This is a genomic window from Rhodoglobus sp., assembly GCF_053580035.1.
The window spans coordinates 1,219,608-1,246,522 of record NZ_JBMDVL010000001.1; the positions used below are offsets into that span (position 1 = coordinate 1,219,608).

The following is a 26,915-nucleotide window of genomic DNA, read 5'->3' on the forward strand; positions in this document are numbered from 1 at the left end:
TCGGGGTAAGCCGAGTGGTCGAGAGGGCGACTACTTGATTGCGCCCGTTCCTAGTCCGCTGCGCCAGAAGCGCTGCAGACTGAGGAAAGCGATGATGAGCGGGATGATCGACAGCAGTGCACCGATGATCACGTACGCCCGAATTTCGGGGATCTGGCTGACTTGGCTATTCCAGATGTAGAGGCCAAGCGTGACGGGGAACAGTTTCTCGTCCCGCAGCATGATGAGCGGGAGGAAGAAGTTGTTCCAGATGGTGACGAACTGGAAGAGGAAGATCGTGACCATTGCTGGCGTCATCAGTCGAGTGGCAACCGTGAAGAAGGTGCGGACCTCGCCCGAGCCGTCAATACGGGCTGCTTCAACAAGCTCATCCGGCACGCTCGAGGTCGCATAGATGCGAGCGAGGTAAACACCGAACGGGCTCACGATGCTGGGCAGGAACACCGACCAGAACGTGTTGGTTGCGCCGACCTGGCTGAAGACCAAGAACAGCGGAAGCGCTAGGGCTGTTGCGGGAACCAGCACGCCACCGAGCACAACGTTGAAGAGCGTTTCGCGGCCACGGAAGCTGTACTTCGCCAGCGCGTAGCCCATCATCGTTGCAAAGAGTGTTGCGATGGCAGCACCCGCGCCGGCGTAAAGCACGCTGTTGAGCATCCAGCGGAAGAAGACGCCGTCGCGGTAGGCCGCCAAGTTGCCGATGTTCTCGATGAGGTTGAAGTCAGCGAACCAGAGCGGTGCGCTCGTTGTGAAGTCAGCGCGGTCTTTCGTTGCGGCCACAAAGAGCCACCAGATCGGCACCAAGAAATAGAAGGTGCAGATGGCCATCACGAGCATGGCGCCCGCGCGGGAGAAGAGGCTTTCGCGAGGACCGTTGTGCTTCTTCACGGAAGTTGTCGTGGTACTCATCAGTCAGCCTTTCGCTGGGTGAACTTGAGCACGGTGAACGAGAGCGCGAAAGTGAAGAGCGCGAGCACGACCGAGAAAGCGGCAGCGAGGTTCACATTCGGCACCGATGCTGTCGAGTAGATAAGCAAGTTGGGGGTGAAGGTGCTGGTCACGGCCGAGGTGAAGCTCTTGAACACTTGAGGTTCAGCGAGCAGTTGCAGTGTTCCGATGATGGAGAAGATGGCGGTGAGCGTAATCGCCGGGGTGATTAGCGGGATTTTGATCGACCAGGCGATGCGCGCCTGAGAAGCTCCGTCGAGGCGAGCGGCCTCATAGATTTCGCTGGGGATCGCGAGCAATGCCGAGTAGATGATGATCATGTTGTAGCCCACGAACACCCACGTCACGACGTTAGCGATGGCCCACAGCACGAGGTCGGCGCCGAGGAAGTTGATTTCGCTCGTGATCGCAGTGAACGGCGACAGCTTGGGCGAGTAAAGGAAGCCCCACATGACCGCCGCGATAACACCGGGAACGGCATACGGTGCGAAGAACGCGAGGCGGAAGAAGCGCTTGCCCCTGACGAGTGGGGAGTCCAGCAGCAGTGCGAGCAGCAACGCGAGGCCGAGCATGATCGGCACCTGCACGACACCGAAGGTGAGCACTCGAAGAATGGATGACCAGAAAGCGTCATCCTGGAACACTCGGGCGTACTGCACGAAGCCACCAAACACCTCCGTGGGCTTTCCGAACGTGCCTTCGCGTTCAACCGTCAGCAGCGACTGATAGATCGCAACCAGGATCGGCAAGATGTAGAACAGGGCAAACAGCACCGAGAACGGGGCGATAAAGAACAGCACCGCTCCACGGTTCTTCGTGGCTTTGGTGGCGCGGCGAACCTTTTTCGTCACCGCCCTCTTTGATGGTGCGGGCGTGGCAATGTCTGTAGTCATCGCGTTGCTCCTTCTTCGACAGTCAGGCGGATGACGCGAACGCCACCAGCGGGAACGGTCACCGAACCTGTGACCATAGTTTCCGTCAACAATTCTGTGCCGTCGGCGGGGAAAGAGATCTCGTGAGCGCTGTGGTTAATCACAAAGCGGAAACGATCCGTATCGTTCGATCGCGTGACCACTTCGACTCCGGCAGGAAGATCAAGCTGCTCGACTCCAGCCTCGTTGAGAGCGCGGCCCATCAGGTCAGCAAAACTGGGCTCGTCGAGCGCGGTAGCCACATACCAGGCAGTTCCCGCGCCGAAGCTGTTGCGAGTGATGGCCGGCCCACCGGGCACCGGGCCGCTGGCAAACTCGGCTACGACATCCGCTGTGGTTGGGCGCACATGTTCGGCCCAGGTTGCCGCACGGCCGCCGTCGTTGAGCACAAGCTCGGTGTGGGGCGTGACGGGAAAGAACTGTTCGGTCCACGCACCGATGAGGGCGGGGAACGCACCGGGAGGGGTCTCGCCGGTTGGATCGAGTCGGACGCCGTCAGTCTCATCAACGATGCCAGAGAAGAACGTGACGACAGCCACGCCACCGGCCTCCACGAATCCCGTAATGACGTCGACACTGGTGTCGTCGACGAGATACAGGGCAGGAACAACAACAAGTTTGTAGCCGTCAAGCGGAGCTCCGGGAGCGACAACATCAACGGTGACTCCGTTGGCGCGCAGCGCTTCGTAGGCGGCGTGCACTTGATCGAGGTAGCGCACATCTTGTGAGGGCTGCGAGTCGCCTTCGGCGGCCCACCACGCTTCCCAACTGAAAACAAGTGCGACTGATGCCTCGACCCGAGTGCCCGCGAGAGACTCGAGCGCGTGGAGTTTCGCACCCAGGTCGAGGGTCTCACGCCAAATCGAAGTGTCAGTGCCGGCGTGAGGAAAAAGCGCCGAGTGAAATTTCTCGGCACCGTGTCGTGACGCACGCCACTGGAAGAAACAGACAGTGTCTGCACCCCTGGCAACATGAGTCAACGTATTGCGCAACATCTCGCCCGGCTGTTTGGCGAGGTTGTGGGGCTGCCAGCTCACTGCGCTGCTGGCCTGCTCCATGAGAATCCAGGGCTCACCCTGCGCGAGTCCGCGAGTGAGGTCGGCTGCAAACGACAGTTCACTTACCGGATGCGGCAGTCGGTGATCCAGGTAGTGGTCGTTAGCGATGACATCCATGTCGCTCGCCCACTGCCAGTAGTTTTGGCTGCGGATGTGAGCGGTGACCATAAAGTTTGTGGTGACGGGAATCGTGCTGACCGATCGGAGCAGCGCTGCTTCACCCCGGTAGTAGTCGAGCAGTTCATCCGAACTGAAGCGAGCAAAGTCGACTCGTTGGGCTGGGTTTGCGGAGGAGAGTGTTGCTCGCGGGGGCAGAACCTGTTGCCACTCGCTGTAGCGCTGGCTCCAAAATGCGGTGCCCCACGCGACGTTGAGCGCCTCAATCGTTGAGTAGCGGGCCTGAAGCCATTCGCGGAACGCGGCCGCGGAAGTATCGCAGTAGCAGTAGGCGTTGTGGCATCCGAGTTCATTAGAAACGTGCCAGAGGGCGAGTGCGGGGTGCGAGCTATACCGTTCAGCCACCTTGGCCACGAGACCGAGAGCTGCTGTTCGAAACTCGGGTGAGCTGGGGCACCAGCCTTGCCGGCCACCCGGCCAGCGTCGCGTGCCGTCGGCTGCGGTGGGCAAAATATCGGGATGAGCGGTGGTGAGCCACGCGGGAGGCGATGAGGTTCCTGTGCCCAAATTGACGCGGATGCCGGCAGAGTGCAGCAGATCCATGATTGTGTCGAGGCGACCGAAACTGTACTGTCCCTGTCGCGGCTCAATCTCGGCCCAGCCGAAGATGTTGATCGCTACGAGGGTGACCCCAGCCTCCTGCATGAGGGCGATGTCCTGATGCCAGATTTCTTCTGACCACTGCTCGGGGTTGTAGTCACAACCGAGCACTAGGGAATCGGGTGACCAGCTCGCGACGCGATCTGCGCGGGGTGTGGTCACTCGTGCCTCCTTTGGCCTCTGACTCGACTGCTTGTGCAGCGGGTCTTTTTTACTGCGGACGCTCTCTGTGAACGTGCACAGAACGCGACCCCTAAAAATCTCGATGATTTTCTGGGAGCGTGCACAGACTAAGCGAGGACGGATCCAAGTGTCAAGCTTTCGGCGTGTCTGTGAACGTGAACAGCCCCGGAATGGCGGGCGAGCGCCGGCGCCAGTGAGCGCTAGCATGGAGGCATGGCAAGACTGGGTACCCGACCGCGTCGCGCGACAATCTTCGATGTCGCAGCGGAAGCGAACGTTTCACGCGGCACCGTCTCCCGCATGCTCAACGGGGAACCCTACGTTTCAGATTCTGCTCGCGAAGCAATCGAGAAAGCCATCGCCAAAGTTGGTTATGTGCGCAACATGGCCGCACGAAACCTGGCAACACAACGATCCAAAGCCATTGCGCTCATCGTGCACGAGCCCCACTCCGTCTTCCTCGAAGACCCCAACATCGGTGCAATTCTGCTCGGCACCAACGAACGACTCTCCGAAGCGGACTATCAACTCGTGTGCCTCATAATCGGCTCCGACCGCGACAGCACCCGCATCGCCGACTACCTTCGAGGCGGCTTCGTTGACGGCGCCGTCATCGTCTCCGCTCGCGAACACGATCCCATCGCCGATGCCATCGCGCACATCGGCCTCCCCGCCGTGTTCGTCGGCCACCCCGAAAGTGCCCCCGACATGAACTACGTCGGCATCGACAACCGCAGCGCAGCTCGAGATATCACTCGAGAACTCTTAGCAACGGGCCGCAAGCGGGTCGGCATGATCGCCGCCGCCCTCGACCGTGACTCCGGCAGCGAACGCCTCGCTGGCTTTCGGGATGCCATGGGTGACGCTTTCGACGAAAGTTTGGTTGTCGACTTCCCGCTCTACTCGCGCACGAGTGGCGTTGAGGGAATGAAGGCTCTTCTTGAGCGCGCTGGTGACATTGATGGTGTCTTCGCGGCATCCGATGCCGTCGCTGCTGGCGCAATGGATGTGCTTCGCGAGAGTGGCCGCACGGTGCCCGGCGACGTCGGGATCGTGGGCTTTGACGACAGCGATTGGGCCATGCGCTGCCAGCCGCAATTGTCGACAGTGCGTCAGCCAGCCGACCTCCTCGGCCGCGAGGCTGCCTCAATGGTGCTCGACCTCGTCAATGGCGTGACACCAGAAACTGTTGGGCGTATCTTGCCAACCGAAATCAAGTTGCGCGGCTCGATCTAAGAGCGGCCCGGCCTACACACCGTTCGACTCAAGCGGGGTCAAGCTACATAAGCTCAGGACAGGGGCGACGCGTCGACGCGAGCGGCGGCCTTGGCACGCTCTTCTGCTTCGATCTTGGCGTAGCTGTTTCGTTCTGTGCGGTCGGAACGAAGGATCGCTGCCATGACGATCCAAAAGATTCCGCCAACGGCAAGCGTCGGAATGACGGAGAAGATCGCGTTCGACCAGAATTCTTGAGGCACCTGTTCAGCCTAACCGTTGACGAAGGTGACGATGGCGATGAGGATCACAAGTCCCACCAGAGTCACAGTCATGATGAGGCGGGAGGATTTGCGGTCCACTACTGCGCTTTCACAAGAACGCCGACGATTCCTGTGACCACCATAAAGATACCGACGCCACCAACCAGCACCCACAGCGCAATGCGCATCGGTGTGATCGTCGACTTCTCAGGCTTCTCAGGCTTCTCAGAATCAGTCATCGCTGCTACTTCACCAACGGGAACAGGATGGTTTCGCGGATGCCGAGGCCGGTAATAGCCATCAGCAGGCGGTCGACGCCGACACCGATTCCACCGGTCGGCGGCATACCGTGCTCGAGCGCGCGAATGAAATCTTCGTCGAGGCGCATGGCTTCAACATCACCCTGGCTGGCAAGGAGTGCCTGTTCCACGAAACGTTCGCGCTGAATAACGGGGTCAACGAGCTCGGAATAGCCGGTCGCCAATTCGAAGCCACGAACGTAGAGGTCCCACTTCTCGACGACACCTTTGATGGTGCGGTGGTCGCGCACGAGCGGGCTCGTGTCGACGGGGAAGTCCATGACGAAGGTCGGGCGGTCGAGGCCCGGCTTCACGTAGTGCTCCCACAGCTCTTCAATGTACTTGCCGTGGGTGGGCTGGGTGACCGCGATGCCGACGGCATCCGCCAGCACCTTCAGTTCGTCAGCGGGAGTCTGTGGCGTGACACTGAGGCCGGCTGCTTCGTTGAGGGAGTCGTACATCGAGATGCGCGCCCACTCGCCGCCGAGGTCGTACTCGGTGCCATCGGAGAGCGTGACGAGTGTCGAGCCGGTGACCGCAAGGGCGGAGTTCTGAACGAGCTCCTGCGTGAGGTCTGCCATCTGGTTGTAGTCGCCGTAGGCCTGGTAGGCCTCGACCATCGCGAACTCGGGCGAGTGCGTGGAGTCAGCACCCTCGTTGCGGAAGTTGCGGTTGATCTCGAAGGCGCGCTCGATGCCACCAACGACGGCACGCTTCAAGAACAGTTCGGGAGCGATGCGCAGGTACAGCTCGGTGTCGAACGCGTTGGAGTGCGTGACGAAGGGGCGAGCGGATGCTCCACCGTGCATCGTCTGCAGCATCGGCGTTTCGACTTCGAGGTAGTCGTGCGCGGCGAATGTTGCGCGCAGGCTCGCGTTGACCTTGGCACGAGCGCGCACCGTGAAGCGGGCTTGGTCGCGAACAATGAGGTCGAGGTAGCGGCTACGAACGCGCTGTTCGTCGCTCAACTCGGAGTGAAGGTTGGGCAGGGGAAGCACGGCCTTGGCGGCGATCTTCCATTCCTTGACCATGACGGACAACTCACCGCGACGGCTGGAGATGACCTCGCCGTTGACGAAGAGGTGATCACCGAGGTCGACAAGGTCTTTCCACTGCGCGAGCGACTCTTCGCCAATTTCTCCGAGAGAGACCATGACCTGGATTCGCTGGCCATCGCCGGCCTGCAACGAGGCGAAGCACAGCTTGCCGGTATTGCGCAGGTGCACAATGCGCCCAGCAAGACCAACAATGTCACCGGTGGTCGCATCCGTTTCAAGGTCGGGGTACTTTGCGCGCACTGCGGGAATGCTTGTGGTGATTGCGACACCTACGGGGTAGGCCTCTGCCCCAGAATCGATGAGTCGCTGACGCTTCTCAAGCCGAACAGCTTTCTGTTCAGAAACTTCGGCTTCGGTAGGGTCAGGAGCGTTTGCGGCGTCATTCACGCCCTCAATCGTAGCGGGGATGCGGCTGCGGCGCCGCGCCCCGAACTCCGCCGGAAAACTAGCCGACGTAGAGGCTTGAGTTGTCGATCAGTCGAGTGTCACCAACGCGGGCCGCAACGATTGCGGTTGCTGGACCGCGGAAGCCATCGGGCACCGGCATGAACGTCTCAGTGTCGACGACCGTGAAGTAATCGAGCTCAGCCCGCGACTCCCCCATGAGTGCACCCTGCGCTGCAGCGATGACAGCATCAAGGCCGCTATCGGCGGCCGAGGTCGCAGCCTTCAGCGCGGTCGACAGGATCGTTGCTGCCTCACGCTGGCTGGCATCCAAGAACTGGTTGCGGCTCGACAGCGCAAGGCCATCTTCTTCACGAACAGTCTCAATGATTTCGAGACGAACCGGGATGTTGAGGTCGGTGATCATGCGGCGAACCAGAAACAGCTGTTGGGCATCCTTCTGGCCGAAGGTCGCAAACTGCGGTGCGGTGATCGCGAGCAACTTTGCTACCACGGTAAGCACGCCATCGAAATGGCCGGGGCGCGTTTTGCCCTCGAACATGGTGCCGATCTGGCCTGCGGAAATCGTCGTGGAGGTCGGCCCCTTCGGGTACATCTCCTCAACACTGGGCGCGAAGACGTAGGGCACGCCAAGCTCGCCCAGGATGTCGAGATCTTCATCCATGGTGCGCGGATATTTGTCGAGGTCTTCGCTGGCACCGAACTGCGTCGGGTTTACGAAAATCGACACAATCCGAACATCCGCAAGCTCTGCCGCGCGCTCTACATGAGCAACATGACCGGCATGAAGCGCACCCAAAGTCGGGGTCAACGCGATCGTGTGGCCAGCCGCACGTTCGTGCGCGACAACATCGCGCATACCGGCGACGGTCTCAATAACTTGGGGGCGGGGGTGTGAGCTCACGAGGGATCCTCCTGTGAATGGGGCCTCGAATCGGGGTCGAACGAGGAAAGGTCGATCGTAGTCGCAGTTGCACCGGCAAGCGCACTTTCGACTGATGACCGCAACAGCGGGCCGAGCACGCGGGCGGGATTCTCCACACCAACGTCCTTCAACAAATCGAGGGACTGCCCCACAATCGCTGCCGAAAAACTTGTTGCCGTGCTGACCGCTTCAGCCCACGCTGCACGCTCGCTTTCGGCAATGACAATGGGCTCAGCGCCCATCTCAACAACGAGCGCCTGAGCAATCGGCAGCACCGGGGTTGGCGCACTCACGGCGCAATACGTTTCGTGGAGGCGGGTGAGGTCAAGGCTGGTTCCCGTGAATACCATTGCGGGATGCACGGCCAACGGAATTGCGCCGGCAGCCAATGCCGCCGACAGCGCGCCGTAGCCAAGCCCCGGTGCCGTATGCAGCACAAGTTGCCCTGGCTGCCAGACTCCAGCAGCAGCAAGGCCCCGCGAAAATGGTTCGATTTCCGTCTCAGGAATCGCCAAGATGACGAGCTCACTTCTTTCGACGAGAGTGGGGATGTCGAGCACGGGAACGTCAGGCAAGATCGCGCTCGCGCGTTCGAGGTTACGTTCGGAGGTCGCCGCAATTCCGACGATGGCGTGGCCAGCACCCGCGAGGGCAGCGCCGAGGATCGGGCCGACTTTACCCGCACCGATGATGCCGATACCGAGTCGACCTGCTGCCTTAGCCACTAGCTCTCTTCTCCAGACGCGGGTGCGCTGACCATACCGTCATTGCTGCGCCAGCGATGGCTCGTATCAACATTGGCTGCGTTCACTGCCGCACGGGAAACTTCATCGAAGAACTCGATGACATCCGCGCGATCGAGTGCACCGATGGTGGCCGTGATGGGTCCGGCGACAGTGTGCACGCGCAATTCTGCGAGCCCCATCCGGCGCAGCAGTGGGCCCTCACTCATGCTGACGCTCTGCATACGCGCTTGAGGAACCAGCACAAGTGAACGCCAGATTGCTCCCTTACGCAGGGCTACGGCATCCGAGATCATGGTGAAGCCGTTGCGACGCCACGAGAACCAGCGCAACACCGCTGCCCGCTTGGGCGAGGTGACGTAGGCATCGTCGTGGGCACCAGCGGCAAGCCCCGCTTCAAGAAGTTCGCGAGACGCATCATCCGCGAGGCTCGGCAACACAAGCTGCAGTACGCGGTGAACATCAGCCATATCGCCAACGGGCAGAAGTGTGGTTTTTGCCACTTCCCCGCTCGAACTAGACGCTTGCGAGGCCGTATTGATCTTGATCTCCCACCACCCGGCCGGGCGCCACAGGATCGGCTGCGAAACCTCAACAGCGTGAATGCGCCCCGGCGGCAGGGTTTCGTTGGTGGTCGACAGCAGACCGTAGCCGACCCGGATGCCGTCACTCGTCGATGCGATCGAATACCGCAATGACTTCGTAATCCGAGAGAACAGATAGCCGGCAAGTCCAAGCACACCGGGAAGGAACGCAATTAGCCACAGGTATTCCCCCGTGATCGAGATCATCACGATGATGCCGATCGCCACAAGAACCGCAATAATCGTCGCTTCACTCAGCACAACGGAACCGATAAGTCGCGGCAGCCGAATGCGCACGATCGACTCGGGTGGTGCGGCATCCGGGTCAAGTTCTGGGGCAATGAACTCATTGACACGCTTCTCGATGAGACCACGATGCTCGCCGTGGCTGGCGTTCTCACCCGCTGCTGTAGGGGCAGCAGCAGCTTCGGCAGCACGCGTTCCTGAAGCAAGTTGCAGGATGGCGCGGCGCAAGTCATCGGCCCCACGGGAACTCAAGTAGGCGAGCTCAACATTCGCATCTTGACCGGCAACATTCACTTCGAGCTTTGCCGCTCCGAAGAGGCGCGCAAAGAGTGGGCGCGAAATATTGATGCCCTGAATACGGTCGAGCCGACCTCGACGGTTCGTGCGGAACAGGATGCCGCTGCGCACCTCAACAAGCTCATCGGTGATGCGGAAGGTATTCATCCGCCACGACAAATAGAACCCGAGCACAGCGAGAACGAGAACGGCAAGAACAATAAGCACTGCCGGAACCAAGAAACCAGAATCGGCGAGTCGGGTGAACGGGTCGAACTCATTGCGACTGTTGAAAAGGGTGTCAATGAAGAAATCGCGAGCGTTGACAACGATCACACCAATGACGGCAATGAGGGCAATGCCACCGCGAAGTAGCGGGGTGGCCGGGTGAAGTCGGTGCCACTCACCATCGGCGAGACGCTGCACTTCGACCGGCAATTGCGCGACGGGCCCTGAGGCAGGCACTGCGTCGCTAGGTGCCTTGGGACCGGTGTAGGGACCGGCATTGGGCACTGCGTCGGCCGAAAACTCGTCGTCGCTGAGCTCGGTCACAGTCCGGCCCTGCGGCTCTCGGCCAGCGCAACGAGTGTGTCTCTCAACTCCTCGGCGTCCTGCTCGGGCAATCCAGGAATAACAACACCGGTGGATGCCGCAGCGGTCACAAACTTGAGTTCGCTCAAACCAACAGCGCGATCGAGTGGGCCGCGGTTGATATCAACGAGCTGCATGCGGCCGTAGGGAACCGCAACGACACGTCTGAACATCAAGCCGCGCCGAAATACGAGGTCATCATCACGCAGCATGTAGCCGATGGCGCGCACGCGTCGTGGCGTAAGAAGGATGTTGATGAGGAAGATAACGCCAAGCGAAATGGGGATCGCGGCAAACCATTGGATGCCCGTCACAAAGGTGGGGATCGAGGTTGCTGCTGACACTATGAGCCCAAAAATGATGAGTCCGACAACTTCAACAACGATGTACTTTCGCGAAACTCCGCGCCACTCAGTGTCAGGTAGGTCCAGTCGCTCGGTCACGCTGCTCCTTGGGGATCCATCGGATTCTTCGACGACGAGTCTTCGTCATCGGGCGGGAGCGTGCACAAATGTTCGGCAACGAGTCCCGCGATCAGTAACCCTATCGCGGCGCCAGAAACGACAAAACTTACGGTAATAGAGCTCGCGCCCGTCGAGACTGTGCGGCTCAGCAGGTACACCGCAATCGCCACAGCACCACCTCCGAGCAGTGCGCCCGAGAAACTCGACGCCTTGGCCAACACCACCACGCGCAGAGCATAAAAGGGATTCACCCGCTGGCGGCGCAATCCGCGAGAGGAACGGTAGATGGGAACAGCGAGCACGACGACAACAACGGCGATGACAACAACGGAAATCGCCAGCGAGAGTGATGGGATGACAATCGGGCGACCGGATGCCGTCAACAGCACCTCAAGCAACCATCCGGCAGCAGCTCCTACCGCCGCCAGCATGATCAAATGCAGTGGCGAAGTGCGGCTCACCACAGCGGCTCCGCCTCAAACTCTGTCGCGTCATTCTCAATCCCCGCGAGCAACTCTGAAGCGCGACCGAGACCCGGCAGCGCGGCCTCGGGGTCGAGTTGCAGCCACGGCACAAGCACAAACGCGCGCTCCGCAGCGCGCGGATGCGGAATTGTCAGCACTTCGTCGTCGATCAGCAAGTGGGCGAACGTCACGATGTCGATATCGAGAGTGCGGTCACCCCAACGCTCATCGCGCACGCGACCATGCTCGGTTTCGATGCGCTGCAACTGTTCGAGCAAGGCATGGGGCTCCAGCGCGCTTCGCGCCAACACGACAGCGTTGAGGTACGGCGGTGCCGAGTGGTCGACGCCGGCTACCTTCAGCGCCGGGGTTTGCACGACGCTGGATGCGGCATCCACTGAGACGCCGTCGATGCGAGAGATGGCATGAACGGCATCGCGCAGAGTCGACTCGCGGTTGCCCAAGTTGCTGCCGAGGGCAAGTACGAGGGGCAACTCGACTCGAAGTCGTTGCTGCCGAATCACGAGAGTTGTTGCGGCTCTGCGCTGAAGCCGGCGGTGTGTGCTTGAGCTGCGCGGTGCCGAGTGATGGTGACCGAAACATCATCGAATGGCACGGTGATTGGCGCTGAAGGCTTGTGGATGGTGATCTTGGTACTCACCGCTGCATCGTGGGCAAGCACAATGGTGGCAACACGTTCCGCTACCGTCTCGATGAGATCGACGGGGTTGGTTTCGACGGCAGAGACAATTTGCTCCGCCAGCTCGCCATAGTGGATGGTCTTGCTCAGGGCATCGGTTCGTGCAGCGACCGACAGGTCTAGGTACACCGTCGCATCCACAATAAAGACCTGGCCGGTGCGACGTTCATGGTCAAAGACGCCGTGGAAGGCGGTGGCGCGCAGCCCAGTGAGGGTGATTTCGTCCAGTGCGGGGTTCATTATTTTTTGCCCTTCTGCATCGCCGTATAGACAGCGAGTGCGACCTGTGTTGACGGTACATCGTGCACCCGAACGCCCCAAGCGTTAGCTTGCGCCGCTGCCGAACTGATCACTGCGGTCGCGAGGTCGCGATCGCTAATGGTGGCGTCTTTCGGGAGAAGTTTGCCGAGAAATCGTTTGCGCGATGCTCCAATCAGTAGTGGGTAGCAGAGCGACGAGAGTTCATCGAGTCTGGCCAGCAGTTGCCAATTGTGGCGCGCGGTTTTCGCAAAGCCAAGCCCGGGATCGAGCACTACGCGGTCGGGGTTTACGCCCCACACCATCATCTCGGCAAGACGGTCCTTGAGCTCGGTGCGCACATCGGTGACGACATCGTCGTAGTGCGCAAGGTTCGCCATTTCGGTGCTGTGGCCCCGCCAATGCATGGCGATGTAGAGCAGATCGGTCGCGGCAACGGTGCGATACATTTCGGGGTCGGCAAGTCCACCAGAAACGTCGTTGATGATGGATGCTCCCGCCTTCGCTGCGGCCATCGCAGTTTCGGCGTTCATGGTGTCAATGCTCACCGTCACGCCTTCAGCCACGAGCGCTTTGATCACGGGAATTACCCGCTGTTGCTCTTGGGCTGGCGGCACCCGATCAGCGCCAGGTCGTGTCGATTCTCCGCCGACATCCACGATGTCTGCACCCTGCTCGCGAAGCTCTATGCCGTGCTCTATGGCACGATCAACGTGTTCGAACTGCCCGCCGTCGCTAAACGAGTCTGGGGTCACATTGAGAATGCCCATTACCCGAGGAACGGGCACTTGGGGCCTTCTACGCATCGCCGCCTCGGCCGATGAGCGCCATTACTTCTGCCCGTTCGATCGGGTCGCTCAGCACTCCACGTGAGGCGAGGGTGACCGTTGTACTGGCGGTTTGGCGTGATCCGCGGGCAGAAACACAACCGTGGGCGGCATCGATGACGACGAGAACACCGCGCGGCGATAGCCCTTCGTCAATGGCGTCAGCGATTTCTTCGGTGAGTCGCTCTTGAAGTTGAGCGCGAGCCGAAATGGTCTCCACGACGCGGGCCAGATTGCCGAGGCCGATGATTCGCTCATCGGGCACGTAGGCAATGTGAGCTACACCGAGAAACGGCAGCAAATGGTGCTCGCACATTGACCGGAACTCGAGGTCTCGCAGCACCACAAGCTCACCGGTTTGGTCAGCATTGGCCGTGAACTCAATGCTGCCAGCCAGATGATCGACAGCGTTGACCTTGTTGCCGGCGAAGAACTCGGAGTACGCCTCGGCGACCCGGCGAGGCGTGGCGGTAAGGCCAGCTCGCGAGGGGTCCTCGCCGACGGCAGCAAGAATTTCGGCTACCGCAGCTTCGATGCGTGCGACGTCGATTGACATTGTGCGCCTAGGCGGTCGCGACGCCCGGCGACTTGCGTGGCCGTGGCTTGCGTGCCGGCTGTGACGGTGTGCTGTCGTCGCCCTCTGCTGCTTCGGCGGTCTCGGCGCGCTTCTTGGGCACCTTGATGGGAGGCAGTTGAGAGACGGGGCGGGCGTCGCTCGAGAGCCACTGTGGGCGCTCGGGAAGCTTCGCGATGCCCTTGAAGATCTTCTCGAGTTCTACATGGTCGAGAGTTTCTTTTTCGAGGAGTTCCCGAGCGAGCTTGTCGAGCACCTTGCGGTTTTCATTGAGCATCTGCCAAGCCTCATCGTGCGCTTGATCAATGAGCACGCGCACTTCCTCATCAATAATCTTGGCAAGCTCATCGGAATATTCACGCGTAGCGCCCATGTCGCGACCCATGAAGGGTTCGCTCGATCCGGTGCCCAACTTCACGGAGCCGATTCTGGCACTCATGCCATATTCGGTGACCATTCGACGAGCAATCGAGGTTGCTTTTTCAATGTCATTGGATGCCCCGGTGGTCGGGTCGTGGAAGACAATTTCTTCGGCAACGCGGCCGCCCATCGCGTAGGCGAGTTGATCGAGCAATTCGTTGCGCGTGACCGAGTACTTGTCTTCGAGCGGCATCACCATCGTGTAGCCGAGCGCCCGACCGCGAGGGAGGATCGTGATCTTCGTCACGGGGTCGGTGTTGCGCATCGATGCTGCCGCCACTGCGTGTCCACCTTCGTGGTACGCCGTGATGAGCTTCTCTTTGTCGTTCATGAGGCGCGAACGACGCTGCGGTCCGGCCATCACACGGTCTACGGCCTCGTCGAGGGCGCGGTTGTCGATGAGCTGTGCATTGGAGCGAGCCGTCAGCAGTGCCGCTTCGTTGAGCACGTTTGCGAGGTCAGCACCGGTGAATCCGGGAGTCTTGCGAGCAAGAACCTCAAGGTCGACGCCTTCCGCCATGGGCTTGCCCTTGCCGTGCACCTCAAGAATCTGCTTGCGGCCCTGCATGTCAGGAGCATCCACCCCAATCTGACGGTCGAAACGACCAGGGCGAAGGAGCGCGGGGTCGAGAACGTCAGGGCGGTTGGTGGCAGCGATCAGAATGACGTTGGTCTTCACATCGAAGCCGTCCATTTCAACCAACAGTTGGTTGAGGGTCTGCTCGCGCTCGTCGTTACCACCACCGATGCCGGCGCCACGGTGACGACCAACAGCATCAATCTCATCGATGAAGATGATGGCTGGAGAGTTCTGCTTGGCCTGATCGAAGAGGTCGCGAACGCGGCTTGCACCGACGCCCACAAACATTTCTACGAAGTCAGAACCAGAGATCGTGTAGAAGGGCACGCCAGCTTCGCCCGCGGTGGCCTTGGCCAACAGGGTCTTACCGGTTCCGGGAGGGCCGTACAGCAGTACGCCCTTCGGGATGCGGGCACCAACAGCCAAGAACTTGGCTGGCTCTTTCAAGAAATCTTTGATCTCTTCAAGCTCTTCGATCGCTTCGTCAGCACCAGCGACATCCGCAAAGGTGGTCTGTGGAGTGTCTTTACCGACAAGCTTCGCCTTCGACTTGCCGAACTGCATGACCTTGCCGCCGCCGCCCTGCATGCGGCTGAAAATGAAGAAGAAGATGATGCCGATGATGAGGAATGGCAGCATGATCGACAAGAACGACATGAAGAAGTTTTCTTGCGGAACCTGGTCGTTGAACTTCTTGACGTCTGCGCCATTAACGGCTGAAACGATCTCGGTGCCACGGGGCGCTACATAGTAGAACTGCACCTTGGTTCCGTTGTCGCCAGCGGCCTTCGAGAGTTCAAGATCAACGCGTTGTTCGCCGTCAATGATCGTGGCAGACGTGACCGTCGAACCTTCGAGCAAGCTGAGGCCCTCTTGAGTGGTTACCTCTTTGTAGCCCTCACCAAGCAGCAAGCTCGCTGCGATGGAGACTGCGGCGATGCCGATGATGATGTACGGAACCGGGCCGCGAAAAATGCGCTTAAAATCCATGATGTTCCGGGCCGTGAGACCCAGTACCTCTCTCTGAAGAAACGTGCTGCAAGGTTACCGTTACTGCGCTGCAAGACGACTGCGTGTTTTCCCTCGGCGTAATGCGTTGCGAGGTTCGGCGAAGGCAAAACCAGCGAGCGGTGGATGCCGCGAGCGCCGACTCTGTGAGTCTCAGTGGCTTTCAGTGGTCACGGTGAAGGTTTGAACGAGCGGCGGCAGCTCGGGGCCCATCAGAATGTGGCACTTGATTCGGCCTCGTTCGCCGTCGATGGTCCAGTTGGTTACCGCGGGAGTGTCGCTGAGTTCGCGCGGCACTTCCTTCAGCGGCGCCCCGGTGAGCGGACCAACGTCGGCAATGGCTTTAGCGATACCGGCGATGCGCTCTTCCCACGGAACATCGAGGGCAAGATTCACCGCGGCGAGCTGGTCAGCAGTCGACGTGCGACCGTCACGCACGAGGCGATCGAAAATGTCGCGCGCCGCGAGTGTCTCCGGCCATGCCGGAGCTGGCGTGTTCAGTTCGCCATACGCATTCAGTGCAGCCTGGAGTGCCTGAGTTGCCGGAATCGAGGATGCCGCAAAGGTGCCATTCTCGAACGCAACAATGCCAAGCCCCGTCGGCGCGTGCCAACGCATGTGAGCGCTCGCACCCGGGTAGCCGCCAGAGTGCGAAATGATCTTCGTCGTGCCCTCATCGATAAACAGACCGTAGCCATAGCCGTGAGCTGTCGGCTCCGAGAACTCGGCAACCTTCGACATGTTGCCCGGCACCGCACGCTGAATCTGCTGAAGTTCGCGGCGGCTGGCGGCAGACAAGGGTCCGGCTGAGATGTCCTCTGGATCGAGGGCGCCAGCGAGCCACAGCGACCAACGCACAAGGTCAGTGGCGTTAGAAAACAAACCACCCATAGAAGAAAAGACTCCGGGCCCGGTGAACGGCTGAACTTGCCACTGCCCATTCGCGAGCCGGTAGCCGAGGGCGACATCGGCATCCGGATCTTCTTCGAAGCGGGTCGAGGTGAGGCCAAGCGGTTCGAGAATTTCGGCAGCGACAGCCTCGATGTATGAACGACCCGTGATCTCGGCGATCACTTCACCGAGCAGGGCGTAGCCGAGATTCGAGTACTCAAAGCGGGTGCCTGGCGTGCTCGAATAGCGGATGCCCGCCGCCATGAACTCGTCGAGTTCGGCCCGCGTCATCTCCTCCAGGCGGTCGCCAACCGGGTTATCGGTCGGGAACCCCGCCGACATCGTCATGAGCTGACGCACGCTCGGAGTGACAGGAGCAGCTGCGGGCTCGAGCGCGGTGAAGGCCGGAACGAAATCAGTGATCGGCGCATCCAGATTCAGCTGGCCGCGGTCGCGCAACATGAGCAGCAGCGTGCACGTGAAGCTCTTAGTGCACGACGCGATGCGGAACACCGTGTCACGATCGGGAGCAGCGTCCTCGCCGAGAACCTTCTCGCCGTAGCCGCCCTCCAACACGATGCCATCCGGACCAAAGACCGCAAAAAACGATCCCGGAGCCTTCTGCTCGGTCACCCGATTCTCAAACAGACCAACAATTTCGTCGGTCGCCTGATCGATTGCTGCCTTCGCCCTCATTCAGCGAGCCCTACGCGTAGACGTGGGGTGCGAGCACTGCAACGCCGCGCAGGTTGCGATACTTCTCGGCATAGTCGAGTCCATAACCCACAACGAACGCGTTGGGGATGTCGAAACCGACGTAACGCACATCTACTTCAACCTTGGCGGCATCCGGCTTACGCAGCAGCGTGCAGATCTCCACCGAGGCAGCGCCACGGCTGCGGAGGTTGCCAAGCAACCACGAGAGGGTAAGACCCGAGTCGATGATGTCTTCAACGATGAGCACCTTGCGGCCCTCAAGGTCGCTGTCGAGGTCTTTGAGAATACGAACGACACCCGAGGACTGGGTGCCGGCGCCATACGAGGAGACGGCCATCCAGTCCATTTCGAGCGGCAGGCTGAGTTCACGCGCGAGGTCAGCCATCACCATGACAGCGCCGCGCAGCACACCGACAAGCAACAGCTTTTCGCCCGCATAGTCTTCCTCGATCTGACGCGCCATCACGGCGATCTTCTCGTGGATCTCTTCCTGGGTCAGAAGGACCTCGCTGAGGTCTCCTTCGACATCGCTAAACTGCATCGCGTTCCTCACTGTGGGCCGAAAAGTGGAGAAGGTTCTCTCGTCGTTCAACCCTAACGCCGGGAACGTCTATCGGTCCCTGCCCTCTCCAGTCGGTGACGAGGCGCGCGATCTCCAGCGTGTGGGTGCGACTCAGCGAGACATGGAACTCGCTCGCGACCGCCAACCTAATTAAACGCTGGCGGAGCGCAGCCGGATTCGCGGCGAGAGCGCGCACAGGTAGTGAGATTCCGGCCTCCGAAATGTCGGCCAAATCTTCGGCCATTTCTTCCGCAAAGTGATCGAGAGCTTGCGCATCTTCACGAGCCTGGTCAGCCGTTCGCGCCAATGCTTCGCGGATGCCGGGCCCCAGTTCGCTTTCGAGCAGCGGCAATATTGTCTGCCGAACCCTCACTCGCGTGTAGGACGTATCGAGGTTGTGCGGGTCATTCCACGCCACAATTTCGGAATCTGTGCAGAACTGAACGGTCATGGTTCGCGGCACGGCCAGCAGCGGGCGCAAGTACTGACCGGTGTCGCTGGCCATTCCTTTGAGGCTGCCGGCACCACTGCCGCGGGCGAGACCGAGCAGCACCGTTTCGGCCTGATCGTCGAGGGTGTGGCCGAGCAGCACGCGGATCGCACCATGCTCGGCGGCGGCATCGGCGAGCGCCGCGTAGCGCGCGTCACGGGCGGCAGACTCTGGGCCTCCGGCGTCACCGACGAGAACCGAGCGGATGTCGACGGGGTCAAGCCCGAGGTCGCGTGCCTGCTGGGCGGCGGCGGCTGCGACATCCGCTGACCCTTCTTGAAGGTTGTGATTCACGATCACGGCACCGGCTCGCACGCCAGCCTTGGACGCCTCGAAGGCCGTCGCCGCCGCAAGCGCAAGCGAGTCAGGGCCACCACTCAGTGCAACAAGTACGAGCGGCAGAGATCCGGGCGAAACCGGGGCGCTGACAACCGCAGAACTGTTGCGCGGCAGAACTTTCAGTTCGGGCAGCGCGGCAAGCGCAGTGCGCACGGCACGACGAACATCAGCAATTGCGGGGGTAAGCCGGGGACGACGTTCGGAGTGCATCCAGTAACGTTATTGCAGCAACCCCACATTTTTCTTAGGAGCAGCTACATGGCCGCATACGACGTTGTCGTTGAGATTCCGCGCGGAAGCCGGAACAAGTACGAAGTAGACCACGAAACTGGTCGTGTTTATCTCGACCGCTACCTCTTCACCACCTTCGCCTACCCCACCGACTACGGCTTCTTCGAGAACACTCTCGGCCTCGACGGTGACCCCGTAGATGCTCTGATTCTGCTCGACGCTCCCACGTTCCCCGGTGTCGGCATCTCGGTTCGCCCCGTTGCCGTGCTCAACATGAGCGACGACGGCGGCATCGACTCCAAGGTCATCTGCGTTCAGGCGAAAGACCCGCGCTGGTCGCACATTCAGGACCTGGGCGATGTTCCAGAGTTCACGCGCAAAGAGATCGAGCACTTCTTCGAGCACTACAAAGACCTCGAGCCCGGCAAGTGGGTCAAGATCGACGGTTGGGGCGACGCAGCAGAAGCTGACGCGATCGTTCTCGCCGGCTTCGAGAAGCTCAAGGCCGAAGGCCACTAGGTTTCGAAACCCGGTTTCACCGCTGCTTCGGCGGCACATCGGGTCGCGAGCGCTGAGCGTGCGCGGCCCGTTAACGTTCAATGGCGGATGCTCTCGAGCATCCGCCATTGGCGTTTAACGGTGAAGCGGGCGGGCCCGAACCGTGCTGAGGTTAGCCGAGGCGGATGCCCTGACCAGACATGAACGAGACCGGATCTGTAGTGTTCCAGCCGCCGGGGCGAACCTCGAAGTGGAGGTGGCATCCGGTGGAGTTTCCGGTGGAACCCACCTTGGCGATCTTCGTACCGACTGCCACATTTTGGCCGTAGGAGACGAGGATGCCGCCTGCGACGATGTGACCGTAGGCGGTGCGCAATCCGTTGGCGTGTTCGATGATGATGTAGTTTCCGTAGCCACCGTTCCAGCCGTAGCCCGCATAGACGACGGTTCCACTCGATGCCGAGTAGATCGGGGCGCCACAACCGGCACCGAGGTCAACGCCCTTGTGGAAGCTGGAACCATAGTTTGCGCTATAGCCATACGTGGAAGTGATGTAGCCACCGGCCGGGCGAACCCACCCGCTGAGGCTGATCTCGCCCGCATCGATGTTCGGAACTTGCGCTGCAGCCTCTGCTGCTGCCTGCGCCGCGGCACGTGCGGCTTCACGCACACGCACACCAGCCAAGTAACTAGCTTCGGTCGCTTGACGCGCGGAAGTCAGGGCGGCGAGCTGAGCGTCAAACTCGATCTTGCGCTCCTGCTGCTCAGCGAGAGCGGCCGCGGCGGCCAGAGCGGCCTCCTGGGCCTCAGCGAAAGCCTTCTCAGCAGCGATCTTCAGCACTTCAAGCTCAGTGCGCGCAACCTCAGCCGCATCACTCAGGGACTGCGCCGTGTTTCGCGCCTGAACGGCACGATCAAAGAGAGCGGATGTCTGCTGCGAAATTTTCGACGACATGCCTAAGTTGTAGAGCAGTGCGTCCGCATCCTGCGAATTCGTGAGCAGGTTGGTGGTTACGTCGCCACCACCGGCACGCACGAGCCGCGCGGCAAGCTCACCGATTCGCTTCTCAGCTTCATCAGCTTCAGTGCTTGCGGCATCCGCCTGCTGTTGCAAAGCTTCTGTTTGGGCTGCCTTGGCCTGGTACTTGGTGTCGGCCTCTTGCCAGATGTTGCCCTTTTCTTCGGCATCTTTCTGGGCGGCGACGGCTTGTGACTCCAGCTGAACGAGCGCAGCCTTGATGCGGGCAACGACCTTCTTGGTTGCAGCCTCGTTGTTGCGGGCGTCGGTGACGTCACTCCATGTTGGGTAGTCAGTAGCTGCCGTGGCCTTGCTGGGGTCGCCATAGAGCGCGCCTCCGAGTACAAGACTGAGAACGGCAGTGAAACCGACTACTCGAAAAACTAGTGCGCGCAGCGTGAGCTGTGCTGCGGTCCCCCGACTCGCATGCGTGGCGTTCATTGTTCCCCTCAACATGTTGTGCGCGGACTAATGGCCATTAGTCACAGCAATAACATTGACCACACTAACAACAGGCGGCTCAAAAGTCTCAACCTTTCCATGAATGTAGTATTTGTTGACCTCAGAGTCGAGTACATTTAAGCCTGTTGGAAAAACGCGGTTTTCGCGAGATATCAAATAGCTTGCTTCTCAGTTTGGTAAATCACGAAAGTCACCGTATGCTTTTCCCTCGGTAGCTAAGAAGTTCTGTGACTTCTCGGCCCCATCGTTTAGTGGCCTAGGACACCGCCCTTTCACGGCGGCAGCACGGGTTCGAATCCCGTTGGGGTCACCAGACAAAACACAGAATTAAATAGCTAGGCCCTGTAGCGCAGTTGGTTAGCGCGCCGCCCTGTCACGGCGGAGGTCGCCGGTTCAAGTCCGGTCAGGGTCGCAAAACAGAATGCCTCTTCGAAAGGAGGGGCTTTTTGTGTAGTAGGGGGAAGCCCTTGCGAGTAAGAGGAAACTCTTACGGCTCTGTAGCTCAGTTGGTAGAGCGCACGACTGAAAATCGTGAGGTCACGGGATCGACGCCCGTCGGAGCCACTTGACCCTTTCCCGGGCTTCTACTGGGCGAGGGTCATTTTTTTGCCCTTTCCGGGGCCTGCTTCCGGCTCGCGTCCTCCTCTCGGCGCTCTCGCGCTCTCGCGCTCTCGCGCTTAAGCAGTTACAGGCAGCACGCCTTCGGAAACTCAGGAGATTCGAGCGCTCCCTGCGCCCTGACCCGCCAAATAGTTGGGATCACGCCGCTATCTGATTGGCTTTTCCTGAATTTCCAGAGGTGACAGCCCGCTATCCTTGCTCCCTGCCGCAGGACAGGACGGCCAAACCGTCTGCAATCACGCCGTCCCGCCCCAAGGTCGGCGACCTGCTCACGGGTGCTTTCCAAGGCGCCAGAGCACCGGACGGGTCAAAGATCAACCAGGCTTTTCTCTCAGGACTCGCGGGCATGTCGCCGGTTACCCTTCAGAAAAAGCTGTCGGGCAATGCGCCCACTTCGGTGAACGATCTCGCCCTTATCGCCGGCGCGATACCCGGCACAGACGCTGGGGCGATCATTGAGACGGCAGTAGCGCAGCATGGGGGTTACGAGCGACTCCTAAGTGACTCAGTGTCGGCACCGGCAGCAACGGCAACCGATCAGATCTCTTCCCAAGACAGAGCGCAGCACTAGCTCGAATTGGCCTCCAGGCCAAGCGTGTCTTTCGATGGAAATTCAGGAGATGCGAGCGTACGGGCGCCTCGAATCGTCGACTAGCGGGGGTCGAATCGCCCCGGGGAACGTTTTTCCTGAGTTTCCGAAGGTGCGCGAGCGATTCGCGGACCACCGCTGTCTTTGGCGCGCCTCTAAGCCAGAGAAGCGGAGCTTTTTCGGGGCGAAGCAAGGAGCGCTTCGAGCGGCATGATCGCGGCACCGAGAGCGACGGTGTCACCGCCAAAATGACACGCGTGAAGCGAGAATTGTCCGCCCGGGCGCACGAGGGCTTCAGCTCGCGTTGCGTCCTCAACCCGAGTGGCCACCTTTTCCATGAGCCGTAGGCCCACCCAGCCTCCGACAATCACGCGCTCAGGATTGGTGAGGTTGACGAGCCCGCCCAGCGCAGAGCCGAGCGTCTCGATAAGTTCGTCGACGACCCCAACGGCGATCGGATCGGTCGATTCGAGAAGTTGACCGACAGCGCGCCAGCCAGACCCCTCAAAGATGCCACCAGCTTCGCGCCATAACTCGAGAATCGCATCCGCACCGAGGTACGCCTCAACACATCCGCGGCCACCGCAGCGACAGAGGCGCCCGTCGCGGACAATCTTCACGTGACCCCACTCGCCAGCACTGCTGTTGAGGCCGCGGGCAAGTTCACCATTCGACACAATTGCGAGCCCGACACCGCGACCAAGCAACACCACAAGTGCTTCATTCACACCACGGGCCGCCCCATCCCACAATTCGGCCATTGCTTGGGTCTTAGCGCCGTTCTCGGCAAAGACTGGAATGTCGTGAGAGACGAGATCAGCGACAGGGATAGGCGACCAACCAAGGCTCTGGGCGTACAGAACCTGGCGGCCCTCAGCATCCGACTCCACAATTCCTGGCAGCCCGAGCCCGATGCCGACCATGCGGTCCCACGCCGCTGCATTCCGCTCACGCAAAGCGTTGAGCGCTTCATCAAGATCGGCAGCGATCGCCTCAATGGGCTCACCCTCACGGCCGCCGCGAAATTCACGATCAATGCGCGTCATCGATAGATCAAACAATTCGACCGCGACACCACGCTCGCCAACATCCGCGCCCAGAAAATAGGCCCCGCTTGGGTTGGGGGCCAACAAAGTTACAGGTCGCCCACCGCTCGAGGCTACTGAGCCGGCCTCCATGACGAGCCCCTCCGAAATGAGCTCGGAGATCAGATTGGTGACCGAAGCGACCGACAGTCCAGACTCGCGCGCGATGGCCGCACGCGACGTCTCTCCCGTGAGAATCACACTGCGCAGCGCCTGCGAGCGATTACGTTGACGCACATCACTCACCGTTGCCGGCGCCGAAGTTGTGAGTGCGATACGCCCGGTCATAAATCCAGACCCTACCAAGTCTTGTCGCCTCCCGACGGGTAGATCCTCGATACGGTTGTTTCGGCGGTGGCGATGATGCGGATGCCGCGGGCAGCCTGCTCGACGCGTACGGCAGCATCCCGACCTTCGTCGTCGACCACGTGGGCGCCAGAGGAGCCCACCATCTCGTACTCGAGCCAGTCCCCCTCGGAGAGATCGACGACCAGTTCTTCAGCGATTCCGTAGGCACGACCATCCGTCTGCTCAAAGGGATTTGCGGGATTGCCGCCCTCAATAGCCCAGCGCAACGGCACAGAGTCATCACTTCGGATCGCGTCGACACCGCCTGTCACAGCAATCGAATAGGACTCGCCAGATCCTCGATAGCCATAGCCCCACACGGGAACAACGACCGGCCGTGACGCAAGAAGAGCGGAAACAACGTCAGGCTGCCACTGGCAGTTCTCAATCCTCATCGCATCAAGCAAGTCACTAAAGACAGTCTTCGCTTCGGCAGTGGTTATTGCTGAAGGGTCACCAATGCTGGCAACGACACGGTCCCAGCCTTCTGGCGCAATAATCGACGCAGCCGAAGTGCGGGTGTCGATCTTTTTCCAGGGCCAAAAGTTCCAGCCGATACTGTGCGACTCGTAGAGGCGGAATGCCGCATACAACCACTCGAGGGTGTTCTCGCCTCCTTCGCCCATGTAAATGGGTAGCCCGAGACGATCCCGAACCTCAAGGAACGCGGAGATTGATTCGGTGTCTGGCGAAGACCAGTACTTATGAAATTGGAGCAGCGAATTGTCGTCCCACACCTCGGTGAAAATGTCCCAGTTCGTGGCCCAGTGCGCACCCTCATAAACGATGAGATGGTCGGGGTCGATCGCGCGGATCTCGCGGGTGAGGTCGCGATACAGGTCAGTGAGTGCATCCGCGTAGGTGTGCTGCCACTCGTTTGGCAGCGGTTCGTTGAGCAGGTCGTATCCCATCACGACCGTCTCGTGGCGATAGCGTGTCGCAAGATCTTGCCATAACCGCACCGTGAGCTCTCGATAGCGCGGCTCCATGAACAACTCAGGTAGATTGTTCGGCGAATCATCAATGTTGGTGCCCGTCTGACCGCCCGGCGCACCATGCAAATCGAGCATCACCCACAGCTTATGTTTACGGCACCACTCGATGAGCCGGTCGATCATCGCGTATCCAGCTTCGATCGGTTGACCGTGCTCATCCTGAATCGCGCGCGAATTGATCGGCAACCGCACGTGGTCGAAACCGGATGCCGCAATGAGCGCGATGTCAGCCTCAGCAATAAAGTTCGCCCGAAAGCCCTCCCAGAATCGCTCCGCTCCCGCAGCTCCCAGGAGGCGCTCTGTTAGCCGCTCGATTTCCCGAGGAGACTCCGCACCAGGACCGAACTTCCACATGTAGCCCTCTGGCAGCATCCAGTTGCCCAGCCCCACCCCGCGAAGAAGCAACTCGCGGCCTGAGCCATCGACAAGCCGAGCATCCTTCGCACGTACAAATCCTTCAAAGGATGCGGGACGGGGTTCGAACGCCGACGTGGCGAGCGTGAGATCAGTCATGGGTTTCTTTCGTTACTTAAGACCGGAGAGGGCGAAGCCCTGGATGACGTAGCGCTGGAAGACGATGAAGACGATGAGGATCGGTATGACCATCACCGACGCCGCGGCCATTTGCAGCGAGGGGTTCACGGCGAGCTGCTGGTTGAGGAGGGCTAATCCGACAGACAGCGTGTACAGCTTCTGATCAGACGCAATGATGAGTGGCCACAAGAAGCTGTTCCAACCCGAAATAAATGTCAGAACGATTTGCACCGCGAGGATCGGCTTCGACATGGGCAGCACGATCTGCCAGAACGTGCGGAACTCCCCAGCACCGTCGAGGCGCGCGGCCTCGAGCATCTCCGTGGGAATCGTGGTCATGAATTGTCGGAACAGGAAGATCGCAAATCCGCTCACCAACGTCGGGAGGGCTATGCCGAGCAGGGTGTTGGTGAGCTTCATGCCGTTGAGGATCAAATAGGTCGGAATCATCGTGACTTGGATCGGGATCATCATCGTCGCGAGGACGAGAAAGAACATCCACTTGCGACCTCGGAAATCGAACTTTGCGAACGCGTACCCGGCCATCGCCATGAACATCAAACCGATGAATCCGATCAGAACGACCAGGATGGTGTTGACGAGGTAGCGTCCGAAATCCAGCTCAGTGAAGAGCATCTGGAACCACTCAAGAGTCGGCGCCTGAGGCAGGATCGTTGGTGGAAACGTCACCGATTCTCGCTGCGGTTTGAACGCTGTCGTGAGCATCCACAAAAAAGGGAACGCCGTTATCAGGGCGCCAATCCCCAGCGCGATACCGATCGTTACGGTGAGCGCGCGTCTCCGCTTGGCGTGAGTGCGATCAGTAGTCATCGTCGGCCCGTCTCACTCGCAATTGGATGAGTGTAATCACGGCGATGATCGCGAACAGCACGATCGAACCGGCGCTGGCATACCCGAACTGGTTGAGCCGGAATCCCTCCTTGTAGAGAAAAATCGACGCAGAGGTGGTGGCACCGAGCGGCCCACCGTCGGTGAGCACGAAAGGCTCGTCGAAAAACTGGAGCCACGCAATAGTGGTGGTGACGCTCACGAAGAAAATCGCAAAGCGCATGAGGGGGATCACTATCGAGAACGTCTTCTTCCATTCTCCAGCCCCATCGAGCGATGCCGCTTCTAGGTACTCCTTCGGTACGCCCTGGAGTGCGGCAAGGAAGATGATGATGTTGAGCCCGGTTCCGCGCCAGATTGCGACAAGTGCCACAGAGAACTTTGCCAAGATCGGGTCTGACAACCACTGCACCTGGGGAACTCCTACGAGTGAGAACAGGTAGTTGAGGAGTCCGAATTGCGTGTTGTAGAGGTAACCCCAGACAAGCGAAATCGCGACGATGGCGGTGATTGCTGGGATGAAATAGAACGCACGGAGCGATCGGAAAAATCTGCTCTGGCTGTGGTTCAGCAGTAACGCGACACCGAGTGACAGGATCACGATGGCCGGCACCCCGAACACTGCGAACAGACCAGTGTTGCCGATGGCCTGCCAGAAGTCTGGGTCTGCAAAAAGCTTTGTGTAGTTGTCGATGCCAATGAACTCGACGTTGTTCCAGTCGGCAAACGCCGAGATATTCATGTTTGTCGTGCTGATAACCGCGGCGACAAGGATCGGGAAGATCCCGAAGGTGATGAGGAGGAGCATTGCGGGCGACACGAACAGGTAGGGAGTAAGGCGATTGCGCACCGTGCCGTCCTTCCTGTTCGTGTCGCGTCGCGACGCCG

General features: G+C 60.1%; 27 protein-coding genes and 3 tRNA genes. 6 read left to right on the forward strand and 24 right to left on the reverse strand.

What is annotated here, in order from left to right; genetic code table 11:
• Positions 1–30 precede the first annotated feature (30 nt).
• From ACOH1Z_RS06025 to ACOH1Z_RS06035, 3 genes are read right to left on the reverse strand one after another with little or no spacing between them, the layout of a single operon-like run.
• Positions 31–909, reverse strand: coding sequence for a carbohydrate ABC transporter permease (locus ACOH1Z_RS06025; protein WP_449647538.1), 879 nt, complete (start codon positions 907–909; stop codon positions 31–33).
• On the reverse strand, positions 909–1,841 hold the full coding sequence (locus ACOH1Z_RS06030; protein ID WP_449647539.1) for a carbohydrate ABC transporter permease: 933 nt from the start codon (positions 1,839–1,841) through the stop codon (positions 909–911). The genes ACOH1Z_RS06025 and ACOH1Z_RS06030 overlap by 1 nt, the downstream gene beginning before the upstream one ends.
• Positions 1,838–3,877 carry a beta-galactosidase gene (locus ACOH1Z_RS06035; RefSeq protein WP_449647540.1) on the reverse strand — a complete coding sequence of 680 codons (2,040 nt, stop codon included), beginning with the start codon at positions 3,875–3,877 and terminating at the stop codon, positions 1,838–1,840. The genes ACOH1Z_RS06030 and ACOH1Z_RS06035 overlap by 4 nt, the downstream gene beginning before the upstream one ends.
• Before the next feature lie 234 nt (positions 3,878–4,111).
• On the opposite strand from ACOH1Z_RS06035, the gene ACOH1Z_RS06040 reads away from it, so the two are divergent.
• Positions 4,112–5,134 carry a LacI family DNA-binding transcriptional regulator gene (locus ACOH1Z_RS06040; RefSeq protein WP_449647541.1) on the forward strand — a complete coding sequence of 341 codons (1,023 nt, stop codon included), beginning with the start codon at positions 4,112–4,114 and terminating at the stop codon, positions 5,132–5,134.
• Between the two features lie 53 nt (positions 5,135–5,187).
• On the opposite strand, the gene ACOH1Z_RS06045 is transcribed toward ACOH1Z_RS06040, so the two are convergent.
• From ACOH1Z_RS06045 to tilS, 16 genes are all read right to left on the reverse strand, one after another.
• Complete coding sequence (locus ACOH1Z_RS06045) at positions 5,188–5,376, reverse strand: hypothetical protein (RefSeq protein WP_449647542.1); 189 nt, start codon at positions 5,374–5,376, stop codon at positions 5,188–5,190.
• Between the two features lie 98 nt (positions 5,377–5,474).
• Positions 5,475–5,615, reverse strand: a complete 141-nt coding sequence (locus tag ACOH1Z_RS06050; protein WP_449647543.1) for a hypothetical protein — start codon at positions 5,613–5,615, stop codon at positions 5,475–5,477.
• Between the two features lie 5 nt (positions 5,616–5,620).
• Complete coding sequence (gene lysS, locus ACOH1Z_RS06055; RefSeq protein WP_449647544.1) at positions 5,621–7,120, reverse strand: lysine--tRNA ligase; 1,500 nt, start codon at positions 7,118–7,120, stop codon at positions 5,621–5,623.
• A gap of 58 nt (positions 7,121–7,178) precedes the next feature.
• Positions 7,179–8,042, reverse strand: coding sequence for a pantoate--beta-alanine ligase (gene panC, locus ACOH1Z_RS06060; RefSeq protein WP_449647545.1), 864 nt, complete (start codon positions 8,040–8,042; stop codon positions 7,179–7,181).
• A complete protein-coding gene (locus ACOH1Z_RS06065) occupies positions 8,039–8,788 on the reverse strand; it encodes a DUF2520 domain-containing protein (protein ID WP_449647546.1) in 750 nt (249 codons plus the stop codon). The genes panC and ACOH1Z_RS06065 overlap by 4 nt, the downstream gene beginning before the upstream one ends.
• On the reverse strand, positions 8,788–10,464 hold the full coding sequence (locus tag ACOH1Z_RS06070; protein ID WP_449647547.1) for a PH domain-containing protein: 1,677 nt from the start codon (positions 10,462–10,464) through the stop codon (positions 8,788–8,790). The genes ACOH1Z_RS06065 and ACOH1Z_RS06070 overlap by 1 nt, the downstream gene beginning before the upstream one ends.
• Positions 10,461–10,946 carry a PH domain-containing protein gene (locus ACOH1Z_RS06075; RefSeq protein WP_449647548.1) on the reverse strand — a complete coding sequence of 162 codons (486 nt, stop codon included), beginning with the start codon at positions 10,944–10,946 and terminating at the stop codon, positions 10,461–10,463. The genes ACOH1Z_RS06070 and ACOH1Z_RS06075 overlap by 4 nt, the downstream gene beginning before the upstream one ends.
• Positions 10,943–11,431: a DUF3180 domain-containing protein gene (locus ACOH1Z_RS06080; RefSeq protein WP_449647549.1), complete on the reverse strand. Its 489-nt coding sequence runs from the start codon at positions 11,429–11,431 to the stop codon at positions 10,943–10,945. Before ACOH1Z_RS06080 ends, ACOH1Z_RS06075 begins: the two co-directional genes overlap by 4 nt.
• Entirely contained in the window at positions 11,425–11,955 is a 531-nt protein-coding gene (folK, locus tag ACOH1Z_RS06085) for a 2-amino-4-hydroxy-6-hydroxymethyldihydropteridine diphosphokinase (RefSeq protein ID WP_449647550.1), read from the reverse strand. Before folK ends, ACOH1Z_RS06080 begins: the two co-directional genes overlap by 7 nt.
• Positions 11,952–12,371, reverse strand: a complete 420-nt coding sequence (folB, locus tag ACOH1Z_RS06090) for a dihydroneopterin aldolase (RefSeq protein WP_449647551.1) — start codon at positions 12,369–12,371, stop codon at positions 11,952–11,954. The genes folK and folB overlap by 4 nt, the downstream gene beginning before the upstream one ends.
• Positions 12,371–13,177: a dihydropteroate synthase gene (gene folP / locus ACOH1Z_RS06095; protein ID WP_449647552.1), complete on the reverse strand. Its 807-nt coding sequence runs from the start codon at positions 13,175–13,177 to the stop codon at positions 12,371–12,373. The genes folB and folP overlap by 1 nt, the downstream gene beginning before the upstream one ends.
• A 10-nt stretch (positions 13,178–13,187) precedes the next feature.
• Entirely contained in the window at positions 13,188–13,772 is a 585-nt protein-coding gene (gene folE / locus ACOH1Z_RS06100; protein ID WP_449647553.1) for a GTP cyclohydrolase I FolE, read from the reverse strand.
• Between the two features lie 7 nt (positions 13,773–13,779).
• Complete coding sequence (gene ftsH / locus ACOH1Z_RS06105; RefSeq protein WP_449647554.1) at positions 13,780–15,780, reverse strand: ATP-dependent zinc metalloprotease FtsH; 2,001 nt, start codon at positions 15,778–15,780, stop codon at positions 13,780–13,782.
• Between the two features lie 171 nt (positions 15,781–15,951).
• Positions 15,952–17,385 (reverse strand): serine hydrolase domain-containing protein, encoded by a 1,434-nt coding sequence (locus ACOH1Z_RS06110; protein WP_449647555.1) that lies wholly within the window; start codon positions 17,383–17,385, stop codon positions 15,952–15,954.
• Between the two features lie 10 nt (positions 17,386–17,395).
• A complete protein-coding gene (gene hpt / locus ACOH1Z_RS06115) occupies positions 17,396–17,947 on the reverse strand; it encodes a hypoxanthine phosphoribosyltransferase (RefSeq protein WP_449647556.1) in 552 nt (183 codons plus the stop codon).
• Positions 17,937–19,007 (reverse strand): tRNA lysidine(34) synthetase TilS, encoded by a 1,071-nt coding sequence (tilS, locus tag ACOH1Z_RS06120; RefSeq protein WP_449647557.1) that lies wholly within the window; start codon positions 19,005–19,007, stop codon positions 17,937–17,939. Before tilS ends, hpt begins: the two co-directional genes overlap by 11 nt.
• 48 nt (positions 19,008–19,055) lie before the next feature.
• Here tilS and ACOH1Z_RS06125 point away from each other — a divergent pair, with 48 nt between their 5' ends.
• Positions 19,056–19,547 carry an inorganic diphosphatase gene (locus ACOH1Z_RS06125; RefSeq protein ID WP_449647558.1) on the forward strand — a complete coding sequence of 164 codons (492 nt, stop codon included), beginning with the start codon at positions 19,056–19,058 and terminating at the stop codon, positions 19,545–19,547.
• 151 nt (positions 19,548–19,698) lie between these two features.
• On the opposite strand, the gene ACOH1Z_RS06130 is transcribed toward ACOH1Z_RS06125, so the two are convergent.
• The gene (locus ACOH1Z_RS06130; protein ID WP_449647559.1) at positions 19,699–20,985 is read right to left on the reverse strand and encodes a M23 family metallopeptidase; all 1,287 of its coding nucleotides are present in this window, start codon (positions 20,983–20,985) and stop codon (positions 19,699–19,701) included.
• A 258-nt stretch (positions 20,986–21,243) separates the two neighbouring features.
• Between ACOH1Z_RS06130 and ACOH1Z_RS06135 the strand changes: the two genes are divergently transcribed.
• The 4 genes from ACOH1Z_RS06135 to ACOH1Z_RS06150 all read left to right on the forward strand — a co-directional run bounded on the left by ACOH1Z_RS06135 (position 21,244) and on the right by ACOH1Z_RS06150 (position 22,198).
• A tRNA-Glu gene (locus ACOH1Z_RS06135) sits at positions 21,244–21,319 on the forward strand.
• A 25-nt stretch (positions 21,320–21,344) separates the two neighbouring features.
• A tRNA-Asp gene (locus ACOH1Z_RS06140) sits at positions 21,345–21,418 on the forward strand.
• Positions 21,419–21,497: 79 nt separating this feature from the next.
• Positions 21,498–21,570: transfer RNA gene (locus tag ACOH1Z_RS06145), tRNA-Phe, on the forward strand.
• Between the two features lie 403 nt (positions 21,571–21,973).
• Positions 21,974–22,198: a hypothetical protein gene (locus ACOH1Z_RS06150; RefSeq protein ID WP_449647560.1), complete on the forward strand. Its 225-nt coding sequence runs from the start codon at positions 21,974–21,976 to the stop codon at positions 22,196–22,198.
• 173 nt (positions 22,199–22,371) lie between these two features.
• Here ACOH1Z_RS06150 and ACOH1Z_RS06155 read toward each other — a convergent pair whose 3' ends face one another.
• Genes ACOH1Z_RS06155 through ACOH1Z_RS06170 form a run of 4 tightly spaced genes read right to left on the reverse strand, consistent with a single transcriptional unit; the run spans position 22,372 to position 26,877 of the window.
• Entirely contained in the window at positions 22,372–23,589 is a 1,218-nt protein-coding gene (locus tag ACOH1Z_RS06155) for an ROK family transcriptional regulator (RefSeq protein ID WP_449647561.1), read from the reverse strand.
• Between the two features lie 11 nt (positions 23,590–23,600).
• On the reverse strand, positions 23,601–25,157 hold the full coding sequence (locus ACOH1Z_RS06160) for a glycoside hydrolase family 5 protein (RefSeq protein ID WP_449647562.1): 1,557 nt from the start codon (positions 25,155–25,157) through the stop codon (positions 23,601–23,603).
• A 12-nt stretch (positions 25,158–25,169) separates the two neighbouring features.
• The gene (locus tag ACOH1Z_RS06165; RefSeq protein WP_009773249.1) at positions 25,170–26,009 is read right to left on the reverse strand and encodes a carbohydrate ABC transporter permease; all 840 of its coding nucleotides are present in this window, start codon (positions 26,007–26,009) and stop codon (positions 25,170–25,172) included.
• Positions 25,999–26,877 carry a carbohydrate ABC transporter permease gene (locus ACOH1Z_RS06170; protein ID WP_449647563.1) on the reverse strand — a complete coding sequence of 293 codons (879 nt, stop codon included), beginning with the start codon at positions 26,875–26,877 and terminating at the stop codon, positions 25,999–26,001. The genes ACOH1Z_RS06165 and ACOH1Z_RS06170 overlap by 11 nt, the downstream gene beginning before the upstream one ends.
• Between the last annotated feature and the right edge of the window lie 38 nt (positions 26,878–26,915).